We start from the raw sequence: 13,152 nt of genomic DNA on the forward strand, positions 1-13,152 counted from the left end.
TCAGTTTTTATGTCAACATAATACTTCGAATCCAATGCGAATTTGCTCATACAAGGCGTTTACCACTAAAATATCGTAAATAGAATGACTTATGGTGAGCTAAAATACTTTGTTGCGGAATTGCTGTATTCGAGTGCGAATCACAAAACACGAATTCCGAGCTACGATACCGTTCTTACCACCATTTCAACTTTACCAATTATTTTAAAATCATCATTTTTCTCTACGATTATCGGTGTCATTGACTGATTTTCTGGTTTAAGAATGATATGATCGTTCTTTTTAAAGAATCTTTTCAGTGTGACCTCTCCGTTTACCATTGCTACGATGATGTCACTATTTTCTGCGCATGGTTGAAACTTTATTAATACAAGGTCCCCATCATTTATGTAGGCATCGATCATGCTCTCGCCAGTTACTTTGAGTAAGAAGTAGTCTTTGTTTTCTGGTGAATGAGAAGGAAAAGAAAAGAATCCTTCTATATGTTCTTCTGAAAGAATCGGCCTTCCTGCTGCGACGCTGCCAATAATGGGTAGACCCTTTTTTTGAAGTGTATCTAGTAGTTTTATGCTTCGCGTTTTTTTAGCAGTGCGTTCTATATATCCTTTTTTTTCAAGTGCAAAGAGGTGTTTTTGCGCTGCTTTTGGACCGGTGAACCCTAAAAGATCTGCAAGCTCTCTTATTGTGGGGGGATATCCTGCTTCATTTAAGAATTGTTTAATTATTGAAAGTACATTTTCTTGTTTTTTAGTGAGAGTAGGTTTCATGGTATCTCCTTTTTGTTGTATGGTCTACAAATGTAGACCATATGTGAAATTCCGTCAAGATAAAATATCAGCACACTAATAATAAATACATGATCCATTATGGAGCTAATGTCTCATAATAGAGCATTGTTTTATTGCTCAAAAGGATAGTGATGCTCGCTCTCATGTGCCTTGATAATGTAGACGGATTATATCCGGTGTATTTTTGTGTGGCTCCCATAGGGGAAATAGTCCTTTTAGACCTTGTAAAATAAAACGTTTTAAAATGATCGAAAACGGAGTATATACGGGGTAATTGGCATATATTGTGCTTATATGTAATCTATGACCACACTTGTCTACACATTCATTCACGAGATAATCAATAGAAGCATTACTAAATCGGAGGAGCAGCAATGATAAAGAAAGTTATAGCAATCGGGATCGTGTTTTTATTATGTAGCGTACATCTCATAACTGCAAAGGAGCACACTATGAAAATGCATGTATCAGACCGTATGAGCACTACACCAGAAAATATTACCAAAGAGATATTGGTGCAATTTACAGACTCAACTTCCCAAAATGAAGCCGAAGCGTTTTATAAACGATTAGGGTGCAGTCTTATTAAGTATTCTCAAAGATTTAACACCTATCATTTAAAGATAGATAATAAAAGTTCTGTTGACGAAATAATTGAGTCGTTTAATAAAAAACCACAGGTAAAATGGGCTGAGCCAAATGTCTTCGTGCATATAGAACCTCCTAAACCTATGTATGATGAGGAGAAATAATGAGCTATTTAAGAAAAAAATGTCTCTATGTTATTACCAGTATCGCGGTCGGTTTCATTATACTGTATTCTCCTTCGTCCGATGTTTATGCCGGGAGCACGGATAATGAACCGGTAAAGATTGTTATAGTTGATAATTTTACGAATGAAGCAAATTTTGGCGGGTATATACATGGATTTACTGTACTTAATAATATGCTTAGAAGCATGGGTATTGATTATTCAGTACCTGCTGATACGCAAAACTACATTAGTTCGCAAAAATATGGTGATTTTACTGTATCGCTTCCGGGAGATCTTGGTAAAAAATATGAAATACACCTTGTTGGGATAAGTAATTATATGAGATTAAGCCATATTCAGAATGTATTTGAGCATGTAGCAAATTTAGATCCTCATTTGGTCAATTTCAGTGCCAGCATGACACGTTTTTCTACGATAGAAAATGTTATTAATAAAATTTCTTCAGGTAATTCTCTCTTTGTCACATCAGGCGGGAACTCAGGATTAACAGGAACTTTTCCTGCATCAATGCCGAATGTAGTAGCTGTTGGGGCGACGACAAGTGCCGGGTATCCGACATATTATACAAATATGAATCACATTGAGGGTTCCGAGTATGTGAAGGGTGCAGACTTTTTTGCAAATGGCGTGAGTAATGCCGGAGATGGCGGGCAAGGGACATCATATTCATCGCCTAAGATCGTTGGTGCGTTGGCTCTTATATTATCAAAGAACCCTGGCATAGATCTTACTGAAGCGAAACAATTACTCTCATTTTTGGGTAATCCCATTAACTCTAATACATATTGGAGTAAAACACAGGAGGAGCTAAAAAGAGAATTTACGGGGATGACGCGATGGGTGCAGGCATCTTCAGAAAAACAGTTGTATGAAAATTATTTTAGTCAGATCGATACGTTGATTGGAGAAAAAGTAAAAATAACATTAGAAAATACCGTGTGTAACACATTGAATATTCCGTATGAACATGTTATGCACCTCATCTACGGAAATCAGTTCAGCTATTCCATTGATGCTGCAAGAGAAATAGTAAGTATTGGGATCCCCGGTGCGACAATGGATTTTTCGGGTAGCAATTATTCAGTAGGAATAAGCGTATATAACGCATTGAGAGATGTAGCTTCATTTATACATACTGTGGGGTCTTACTATAATGAAGTAGATATGTTTTATATCAGTCAGTACATGAATTATATCAAAAAGCATGCTGAAGCTATTGGTCTTTTAGCTCAGAAGCGAGATGCGGTATTAGCCCAAGGAGATATTAATTATGGAAATGGAAATGTGATCGTAGAAAACGGTTCATTTATGCTTGATGTACGTATCAGTAATACTGAAGTTGCACGTGTCGTTCTTGAAAATCCTACAAAAGAAAATATCATGGCTCTAGAAGAGATCATGGAGCAAGCGCTGATTAATGATGATCCTGTTGCACTGGCGGTTTTAAGAGGAGGAAAATATCCACCCTCTGAGGATCTCGCTAAAGCTCTCCGGAGAAGAACTATTGAACGGCTGATAGAAAGCGGAGATATGGTAGATATTGATGTGTACATGTCGGGCAGCTATATAGGGAAGATTCAGAGTTATGTGCACTACACATCCATAGATAATGCGATCTATTACATCACGAGAAACAACATACACTATACGATAGATGCGTATGGAAAGATCCGTATGACTGAATACGATGAAATCGTCAGAGAATATGAGACAGGGAAAATTCTTGAGACAGTATATGTGAGAGAAGCTGAGTATAATATTTCAGATACTCTGATAAGTTATAAGAAAATCACAACGGTAGTTGATATGGGTGCCGGGAATTTGATTAGAACCTTGCTTGTGGTGGAAAACGGTGAAAAAGTTTCAGAAGTAACAACATATTTAGATAAGGATGGAAATGAAATTGCTTCATATGTAGGTGGTAGAGAAGAAGCTGCTGCAAAGAAGGTAGAAGAAGAAGCCGCAGCGAAGAAAGCTACAGAGGAAGCGGCATTAGCGAAGAAAGCCGCTGAAGAATCTGTAGCGAAGAAGGCTGCAGAAGAGTCAGCAGCAAAGAAGGCCGCCGAAGAAGCTACTATAAAGAAGGCGGAAGAAGAAGCCGCAAAGAAAGCTGCAGAGGAAGCAACTGCAGCAAAGAAGGCAGCAGAAGAGGTGGTCGCAAAGAAGGCCGCAGAAGAGGTAGCAGCGAAGAAAGCCGCGGAAGAGGCTGTGGGCAAAAAAGCCGCAGAAGAGGTTGCAGCAAAGAAAGCGGCAGAAGAAGCTGCAGCGAAGAAAGCAGCTGAAGAAGCCGCAGTGAAGAAAGCTGCAGAAGAGGTAGCAGCAAAGAAGGCCGCAGAAGAAGCCGCAGCGAAGAAAGCAGCTGAAGAAGCTGCAGCGAAGAAGGCCGCTGAAGAAGCTGCAGCGAAGAAGGCCGCAGAAGAGGTGGCCGCAAAGAAGGCCGCAGAAGAATCTGTAGCGAAGAAGGCCGCAGAAGAGGTGGCAGCAAAGAAGGCCGCCGAAGAAGCTACTATAAAGAAGGCGGAAGAAGAAGCCGCAAAGAAAGCTGCAGAGGAAGCAACTGCAGCAAAGAAGGCAGCAGAAGAGGTGGCCGCAAAGAAGGCCGCGGAAGAGGCAGTGGGCAAAAAAGCCGCAGAAGAGGTTGCAGCAAAGAAGGCAGCCGAAGAAGCCGCGAAGAAAGCAGCTGAAGAATCTGCAGCAAAGAAGACTGCAGAAGATTTGATAGCGAAGAAAGCAGCTGAAGAAGCTGTTGCAAAAAGAAAAGCAGAAGAAGCAGAAACCGCAGCTAAGAAGACCGCTGAAGAAGTAGCTGAAAAAGAAGAAGTGGCAAAGAAGGCCGCAGAAGAAGCAGCTAAAAAAGAAGAAGTGGCAAAGAAGGCCGCAGAAGAAGCAGCTGAAAAAGAAGCTGCAGCAAAGAAGACTGCAGAAGAATCTACAGCAAAAGAGGCAGCCGCAAAGAAATCCGCTGAAGAAGCAGCTGAAAAAGAAGCAGCAAAGAAATCCGCTGAAGAGGTAGCTCGCAAGAAAGAAGCTGAGAAATCTGCAGCTAAGAAAGCTGCAGAAGAAGCAGCGGCAAAGAAAGCAGCTGAAAAAGAGGCTTCGAGTAAGAAAACAGAAGAAAAGGCTGCTCAAGAAGAAACCAAAAAATCGACAGCGACAATATACAAACAAAAGAATATCCATAGCATTACGCCAATAGAAAAGAAAGCAGCCGCAGCGCTCAGGACATTAAGAAGCATTAACAGAGAAAACACGCTTAAAAGAACGCAACAGCTCAATTCAAGTGAAACAGCAGTGATTGCTCGGGAGACACTCCTTCGCGGATTGGAGAAGCTGAAAAAATTAACCAGTCAAATTGAAGATTCTATAGAATACTCTGTGCGTCAAATGAAGGCTATTGATAATGCAATAACAGAATCAAAAAGATTTATTCTGCTTAAACAGCACAACAGGATTGATAACAGGTCTTACGAGAGACCGTTTACTAAAAGCAGGGCGTATAAAATGTGGGAAACAATAAACGGGTATAAATAAGACACACAAAGAAATAGGACAGATCAAAAGTAGTCAATAAAAAGGTCTGTCCTATTTTTATATATAAAAACACCCCTGCCACCTTGACAAAGCGTGTTTTAGCAGGTAGAATGGGGAAAAGAAAGGATGGTATTTCTATATGAAAACTAAAAACATTTTCACTTTATTTATTTGTACACTTATATTGTCTCTATCGGCTACATGTGTATATGCGGCGGAGGAAGCCAGTAGTGGTCCCGCAACAGGAAAACCTACAGGATCTGGTGATTCGTTACCCGCGACACTCGGTCAGGCTGTAACTGCTTCACCATCTCAAATTGTATCGAAACTGTATGTCCCTGAGATGTATGGAACAGTTGAAGAAGTGTTTAAAGGAACGGATGATAAGTTAGTTATTAATATTCAGGATGCGCATACTGATTCTAAGGCACAGGAGAGCATTTCAGGAATGCTGGGGAAGTTGCTCTATAACTATGATGTTGACTCTGTGTGGATTGAAGGGGCAAGTGGCGTTGTAGATACCTCTCTCATGAAGTCATTTCCTGCTCCGAAAGTGAAGAAGTCTTTATCTATCAATTATCGTGACAGAGGAATAATAAGCGGGGCGGAGTATTTTTCTATTAATTCTAAAGAAATGGTTCATCTCTTCGGGGCTGAAAGTGCCCGGATTTATGATGAAAATGTTAAAGAATTTAAAAAAGTATGGGCCAATCATACTGCGGTTAGAAATGTGCTTGGTGAGATGAACGCTAAGGTAAGTGTTCTTAAAAATAAAGCATATTCAAAAGCCCTAAAAGAGCTTGACGCAAAAAAGAACGTATTTAAAGAGGGCGATATCTCATTTACTGCATATTGCGACTATCTCAAAAATCAATGCAAGCAAAATGGTATTGATCTTAAGAAATATTCAGAGTTTGGTCGTTTACTATCTCTTATGCAGCTTGAGAAAGAGGTTGATTTTACGAAAGTTGGAACTGAAAGAATTAGTCTTATTGAAGATTTATCAGAAAATCTTAATCGCCAGAAACTAACTGAACTGACACAGTTGTCTTTGCTTTTTAGACTTGGAAATATTTCTCCAGTTGATTTTTATAATAGAATCCATGTTTTGGCGAAGATGTCAAATATTGATCTTAATAATTATCCTTCTTTGAAAAAATATATCAAATATTTGGATGTGTCCAAGAGTATTAGCCGAACGAAGGTTAACACTCAGCGTGAAAAGATCGAAAGTGCACTTTTTGACAGGTTATCTTCTACACCCCTTGTTCGTGCCGTTAATGAATTAGATACTGATTTTACCGTTATGTCTAAGTTCCTGAATTTAAAGCTTTCGCGGAAGGATTACGATTATTATCTGAAGCATAAAGCAAACTGTTCGCCTCAGAATATAAAGCAAAAAATTAACGATCTATTAGTTAAAAATGGTCTCTCAACTACAGCAGTCACTTTTAATCAGGATATATCGCCTTCAGTAGATCATGCGGGGCGTTTTTATGCACTGGCTGTAAAAAGAGATGGTGAACTTGTCCGTCATTTACTTGCAGGTATGAGTGAGACAGGGAAGGAAAGGGCTGTACTTGTTGCCGGAGGGTTTCATACAGAAGGAATTAAAAGACTTTTGAAATCAAAAGGTATATCCTATGCGGTTATTTTACCTAAAGTGGGTAAATCGTTTGATGAAGAAAGATATGTATCGTTGCTTTTACGTACAGAAACGCCGTTTCTTAATTATTATAAAAAGAAAAACCCTCCCGATGCATTACCCGGATCGATTGGAATGATTTCGCTTGGAAGTAGGACTGATGCGGTTTTAGCGCCATCGAGTCCATTTGAAGATAATAAGAAAGGAATTAATTTTAAATATGGGAATCTTACTGATCTTCCTTCTGGAGCGGTAGCTACTGATGAAATGAGTTCTGAAGAAATAGTTCCAGAGTGGACAAAAAAACTTAAGGAACTTATTAAGAAAGCATCACCTATTGAAAAGGGTGTTTTTAGTGGTAATGTTTCAAAAATAGATGGTATTGGTGAAGTCTATATGCCACTCAGATTAAACGATGATGAGATATTTGTTCCTGTTGTTATCGATAGAGTGTCTGTCATCATAAAATTTTATAAAGAAGGCAAAGCACCAGTCATTCCACAAGATTTAATGATTGGAGCTCCGAATGATGTTTTAGGCTACATGGCTCAAGCAATCACACCGGCTGGTTTCGCACAAGTGATATTGACCAGTAATGTACTTGTTGCCCCAGAGGGAACCTATGCAGTCTCTCCATCATATGCAGCAAAGTATATGGCAAGCATGTCATCTGAGATTAAAGATGGCTTGACATCTACGATTGCATCCAATGTTTTGAAGGCAGACAACATTTTCTGTAACTTGCCGTTTCCAGAAGGAAAAGAAACCGGAAAGATTAAAGTCATGGTGATTGACATAGATGAATTTGAAACCATGGTTGGGTTGACATTGCATCTTAAGGAACTGAAAGAAGTGGATAAAGATCAGAAAGTTGTCCTTGTGACAGAAGATCCTGATCCGAAAAAACTTATGGATACACATAAATTATCAAAAGCTGTTCATTATGACGAAATCGTACAGGTCAAGAAAGATGCGGTTGATCAGGCGGGCGTAATTATTGAAAAAATAAAGAGCGCGTTTCCTGAGATTGAAAAACAGGAAAATTATAGAAAACAAGACGTAGTCTTTGTTTCACCGAATACAAAGCGGTATGGAAAAGTAGAGAATAATAAAATCAATGAGACGCCGATAGTGATCCCGGATGTTAAACCTGCTGATGATGAATATGTCTCATCCCGGCAAATATTCTTATGTGCAAAATTAATTCTTGAGAATGATGGAGACATTCAAGCGCTTGTTGCTGCAATACTCAAAGAGCCGAGTGATTATCCGAAGCTAAAGAAGTTTTTTGCTGAGCAGGGCATCCCTGATGAGGATGTCAAAAATGTAATCTACAAACCTCGACCGGTTAAGGTTCCTGCTGATAATAATATCGACGAGGAAATACGTGGATATATTAATGTGCAGAAAGCTGCATAATAGTTTTCTAAGCATGTTTCAAATAAAAAAGGGTGGTATATATCTTATACCACCCTTTTTTATTTACGATGGGGGAGTATTTCACTATAATGTGTAGAGTAAATTTCAATAGACTAATCTACTAGAAAACGTATATATATGAAACCGAAACGTCTAAAAAAATTGATACGTGTTATAACGGCCATTTTCTTTCTTCTTTTTATCACCTACGCATTTATTCTTGCTCCATTTGATATTATCACTAATGCAAAGTTAAAGACGCTTGATGTTTTCTTTCGATTGTCACACGTAGTAAAGCCCTTACCGTCGCAGATTAATGACATAGTAGTTGTTGCTATTGACGATGTGTCTCTTCAACAGGCAAATCGAAAGTGGCCCTGGGACAGAGATGTGTATGCAACCATGGTCAACACCATCAAGAAGGGAGAGCCCAAGGTTATTGGTTTTGATATTATTTTTATCGGCGAAAGCGCTGATCGAAAAAATGATACATTATTCAAAAATGCTCTTAAGGAGACAGGTAATATAGTTTTAGCCTCATACTATTCTGATAATGGGGAGCATATTCTTCCACATGCCCCTTTTCTGGAAGCTGCACGTTCACACGGGCCAATAAATAAACCAAGAGACATGGATTACCGGGTGAGGAATACCCGTCTTTTTATTCGGGATAAAAAAGGCTCAAAGGATGTTATAGAATATTCTTTTGGGGTAAAAATATTGTGCGAATATTATGGATGTGATCAAGAAGACATTTTTTATAATGGAAAGGCAGTATTATTGAGAAAAAAGGGAACTCCAGAGCCTCTTGCATCAATTCCTGTTCGTTCCGATGGGACGGCAAAAATAAATTATCTTGCGGATACAAAGAATTTTACCATTATTCCCGCGTGGAGAATCCTTAACGGAAAATTTAATATTGATGAGGTTAAGGGTAAGATAGTTCTCATCGGTCAGACAAATGAGATTATACATGATGTATATCCCACACCGCTCATGGACATGCCGGGGGTCCTTATGAATGCAAACAGTATTTTAACCGTATTATCAAAAAGATATATCAAAACTGTTCCTCCTATTGTTGATTCTGTGATACTTATTTTATTTTCGATAATAGCCGTTCTCATTGCGTATAAATTTACAGCGATCAAGGGATTTATCTTTATTGTTGTTGAAATAATATCATTTTTGACCGTGAGTGCATTTTTGTTTTATAAAAATTATATCGGTGATTTTTTCAGTGTCTTGTTTTGCATTGTGATTATATATATAGCCGTCATATTTTATAAATACATTCGTTTATTACTTGAGAGTATGGAACTCAAACAGGATGCAATTACCGATGGACTGACAGGTTTATATATAATGAGATATTTTAGTCTGCGTTTGCAGAACGAATTTGAACGTGCAAAAAGGTATGATTCAAAACTATCATTGGTTATGATGGATATCGATCACTTTAAGAAATTTAATGACACCTATGGACATGAGAAGGGAAATATCGTGCTGAAAGGTGTTGCTGAAACAATGAGAGATACATTCAGAAAGTCAGATATTCTTGTGCGATATGGAGGTGAGGAGTTTTGTGCGCTCTTGCCTGGTGTTGGACGGGGTGAGGCGTTTGAAAGTGCTGAGCGTTTTAGGAGACGTTTGTTCAGTATCCCGTTTCATATTGATGGAGACATGGTGCATGTATCTGTGAGTGTTGGGCTTGTTTCGTTTCCGGACACATTTATTGATACGAGCAAAGATTTTATTGAGTTTGCTGATCAGGCGCTCTATAAAGCAAAAAATGCAGGTAGAAACAAAACGATATACTTTAATCCTAAAGTTGATACAAAAAATAAGAAGTGATCTTATTTAAGATTTTGATTTCTTGCTCGGTGCTGCAGGTAGACGATTTGTTGTGCCAAAGAATGATCGAATTGCTTTTAATAAATCTTTCTGCTTATTCCATAATTCTTCATAATTTTTCAAATCTTGTGAATATATAAATATTTCATCAATATAATTAACCAGAGAAGTGGTCTTTGCAAGTAGTGGTTTGAGTTTCTCTCTGTTTTCCGGTAGCTTTGCTATGACTTCATGCAGGTCTTTTGCGCATTCGTAAAACGTTTCACTATGTCGCGCGAGATCATTACCCCCGAGAATACGTGCATAATTTGAGGTTGTTATATTGTTTTTGAATGTTTTTGCGTCTGATACGAGTTGTGCGGATAATGAATCTATACGACTCATTTCTTTTGAGTAAAACTGTTCATTGTTTTTCCACCAAGTGTTGATTCTTTTTTGTGCAGCTATCCTGTTGAAGTTAGTTTCATTTCTCCTGTAAAAGAATGTGTTTCCCGTTATTCTGTTTAATGCCTTAACAACATCGTATCTGTAATTATCATATATATCATTAGGAAAAAGCCAATAGCCTATTCCTTCCGCAAGTGGTCGCGGCTGGTTCAGTGCCTTAATCAAAGCCGGAACGACTGATCTATCGCCAATATTAAAGAGAACTTTGGCGGCCGCTTCCTTAACTTTTTCATTTTTGTCTGTTAAAAGCAGCTGAGTGACTTTTGGTAAACATGTTTTATTGCCGATCTCAGCAAGGAGCTCACATGTTGTTACACGCACATAGGGTCTTTTATCCTCCAAAAGTGGTATAAGATCCGGCACTATTGAGGTGTCGCCCTGCATTCTTAACTTCCAGAGAACATCAATTCTGGTGTCTTTTTTTTCGTTGGTGAGTGAATGTATAAGCTTTGCAAAAGTTTCTTTATCAAATGTATCGTCAGCACTTTTTGTTTCCGTCTTTATCATTTCAGGCCCGAAATGGGTGATCCTTTCTTCTGCATGAACATGGGCTATAGGAATAAAACCGCTTATCATAAAAATGCTTATACATAAAAATGTGTATTGTTTTTTCATGGTTTTCTGTTTAGCTTTTCTGCTCTGTGAGGCACTCTTCTACGTAATTTGCGAGAATTTTTTTTGCCTCTTCATCTATTTGGTTAAAAACTATTCCTAGTGAATGTAGTTTTTCAATTGTATCTTCTTCTGTTCTTACAACGGTACCGATTATAATAAGTGGTCGCGCAGCTTTATCCGCAGGGATTTTTAGCTCTAAGCTTTCACCGATCGTGATATTCCTATCAGTGCTGATAAAAATGCCCCGTTCACTTAAATCTTTTGCGTTTCCAGTAAAGTAGGTGCGGGTATCTTTCTCGGAAGAATTGATAATTCGGTATTTTATTGCCATAGGAAAATGTATGCGAGGAGTCCTACGTTTTTCAGGAGCAGTGAACTTACCTAGTTTTGATTTGAAAAAATTACGATATTTCAGTCGTGTTTTTCTTCTGTCCTTTGAAAATAAACTGCTAAAACAGAGAAGCCAAAGAAGTGATACAATGACCATAAGGGCAATACGTAATGGATTAACCGTTTTCCATGAAGTTAAAAATAATGTCATTATTATAGGATGCATAATTAGGAATATAATATATAGTCTTTAATGTGTTAAGGTAAAAAACAAAAAAATACGTAAATAGTTAAAAAAAATATTTCATATTTTTACTAAATTGCTATAATTACTACTCAATATAAAGTATGGAGATTCTATCATATGTTATTAAAAAGTAAAGTGCTTTTACTCTTTGTTCTTGTTTGCCTTACTATTGGTGGTTGTGCTACCACGCAAGAAGACATAAAGGTGAAAACATGTCCTGCTGAGATTCAATACGTGTGCGCGGGATGTGGAAACAAAATTAAGCGTGATGGAGAGATGACTAAAGGCTTTATGTCTGCATGTCCACGATGCGGTAAAAAGTTTTTAGCGTTCTAAAATAATAGTACGAAAATCACTAAAAAGGGTTCTCATGAATAAAATGAATACGTTTTTAAGTAAAGTGTGTATTTGTATTATCATCGTATGTGGCGTGTTGCTAAAAGCGAACGTGATTTTTGCGCTGTATCCTGAAGATAGGGTAAAAGCAAAAAAAATGGCTCATTCATTGGAACAACGTGCGGATACGCTTTTTAATCAGTGTGTCCCTTTTTTTGGAAAACAAAAAAAATTACGACTCGGTGGGGCTGAAGAATTAGGCTGGCGTATACACGATTTCTTGGAGGAAGCGAGAAAACTTGATGGTATGGCAGGTGATTATTACAAGAACAAACGTGATATAGATGTGCTCTTGCCTACTATGAATAGACAAATAAAGGATATTGATGAAGCTTTTATTTTTACTAAAGTTTCCGATAAAATAAAAAAGCAATGGACAACTACCAAAAACACCTATTATCGGTTGGAAGTGCTTTTACAAAAAAAAGTTAAGAAAGTAAGCGCTGATGTAGAGTCGAGGCTAAGATTTGCTGTTACTAAAGTTAATCGGATTGAAAAAAAATATGTATTACGTGAGCTTCTCAAGAACTTTCTTGGTGGAAGTGAGCTCGAAAAATTCCCTTTCCCTTATGAAAAGAAATACCTTGATCCTGAACAGATTGGAGAACACTTTATATTGTCGTGGGACTGTGGTGGGGTAAAACGACTTGATAAACCGCTTATTTTGCGTTTTGAGTATATATTTAAGAATAGTAAAAATAACGGTTTTACCGAAGAAGTCTATCAAAATGAAAAGAGCGGTGGACATACATACATATATAAAAACATCGGTGCAGATTATTCAACCAGAGGAAAAATTCTCCATTGGAGAGCTATCATTATATACGATAATAAGATTGTTGCTGAAAAACTATCATCGATGTGGAATGTGGTCGCTCAAGAGTCTTTCCAATAAGATATATTATTTATAAGTATCTGCAGTGCAATATCTTGAAGTATCGATATATTTTACCTTTCCCTATGAAAATATACAACTTATTTTGTAACCGGTGAGTAAAAGGGGGGTAACAAGATAAAACCAGCTAATTAGAAAAGACCTAAGATTAAAAAACCGAGCCGAAAAGTTTTTATACTTCCGGTTTATTTTTTTATGTTGACAGTATCA

Annotated in this window: 9 protein-coding genes; 6 read left to right on the forward strand and 3 right to left on the reverse strand. The window is 37.8% G+C overall.

Going from position 1 to position 13,152, the window contains the following annotated elements:
* Positions 1 to 161 precede the first annotated feature (161 nt).
* Complete coding sequence (gene lexA / locus P9M13_03990; GenBank protein MDP8262447.1) at positions 162 to 767, reverse strand: transcriptional repressor LexA; 606 nt, start codon at positions 765 to 767, stop codon at positions 162 to 164.
* Between the two features lie 395 nt (positions 768 to 1,162).
* Here lexA and P9M13_03995 point away from each other — a divergent pair, with 395 nt between their 5' ends.
* From P9M13_03995 to P9M13_04010, 4 genes are all read left to right on the forward strand, one after another.
* Positions 1,163 to 1,540: a hypothetical protein gene (locus tag P9M13_03995; protein ID MDP8262448.1), complete on the forward strand. Its 378-nt coding sequence runs from the start codon at positions 1,163 to 1,165 to the stop codon at positions 1,538 to 1,540.
* Positions 1,540 to 5,094: a S8/S53 family peptidase gene (locus P9M13_04000; GenBank protein MDP8262449.1), complete on the forward strand. Its 3,555-nt coding sequence runs from the start codon at positions 1,540 to 1,542 to the stop codon at positions 5,092 to 5,094. The genes P9M13_03995 and P9M13_04000 overlap by 1 nt, the downstream gene beginning before the upstream one ends.
* A gap of 139 nt (positions 5,095 to 5,233) precedes the next feature.
* On the forward strand, positions 5,234 to 8,158 hold the full coding sequence (locus P9M13_04005) for a hypothetical protein (GenBank protein MDP8262450.1): 2,925 nt from the start codon (positions 5,234 to 5,236) through the stop codon (positions 8,156 to 8,158).
* 138 nt (positions 8,159 to 8,296) lie between these two features.
* On the forward strand, positions 8,297 to 10,012 hold the full coding sequence (locus tag P9M13_04010) for a diguanylate cyclase (protein MDP8262451.1): 1,716 nt from the start codon (positions 8,297 to 8,299) through the stop codon (positions 10,010 to 10,012).
* Positions 10,013 to 10,018: 6 nt separating this feature from the next.
* On the opposite strand, the gene P9M13_04015 is transcribed toward P9M13_04010, so the two are convergent.
* A complete protein-coding gene (locus P9M13_04015; GenBank protein ID MDP8262452.1) occupies positions 10,019 to 11,074 on the reverse strand; it encodes a HEAT repeat domain-containing protein in 1,056 nt (351 codons plus the stop codon).
* A gap of 10 nt (positions 11,075 to 11,084) precedes the next feature.
* The gene (locus P9M13_04020) at positions 11,085 to 11,630 is read right to left on the reverse strand and encodes a PilZ domain-containing protein (protein MDP8262453.1); all 546 of its coding nucleotides are present in this window, start codon (positions 11,628 to 11,630) and stop codon (positions 11,085 to 11,087) included.
* Between the two features lie 138 nt (positions 11,631 to 11,768).
* Between P9M13_04020 and P9M13_04025 the strand changes: the two genes are divergently transcribed.
* Together P9M13_04025 and P9M13_04030 are read left to right on the forward strand one after the other, a co-directional pair.
* Complete coding sequence (locus P9M13_04025) at positions 11,769 to 11,987, forward strand: hypothetical protein (GenBank protein ID MDP8262454.1); 219 nt, start codon at positions 11,769 to 11,771, stop codon at positions 11,985 to 11,987.
* Positions 11,988 to 12,021: 34 nt separating this feature from the next.
* Positions 12,022 to 12,942 (forward strand): hypothetical protein, encoded by a 921-nt coding sequence (locus tag P9M13_04030; protein ID MDP8262455.1) that lies wholly within the window; start codon positions 12,022 to 12,024, stop codon positions 12,940 to 12,942.
* Positions 12,943 to 13,152 lie beyond the last annotated feature (210 nt).

This window comes from Candidatus Ancaeobacter aquaticus (genome assembly GCA_030765405.1).
In the GTDB taxonomy this organism is placed as follows: domain Bacteria; phylum Auribacterota; class Ancaeobacteria; order Ancaeobacterales; family Ancaeobacteraceae; genus Ancaeobacter; species Ancaeobacter aquaticus.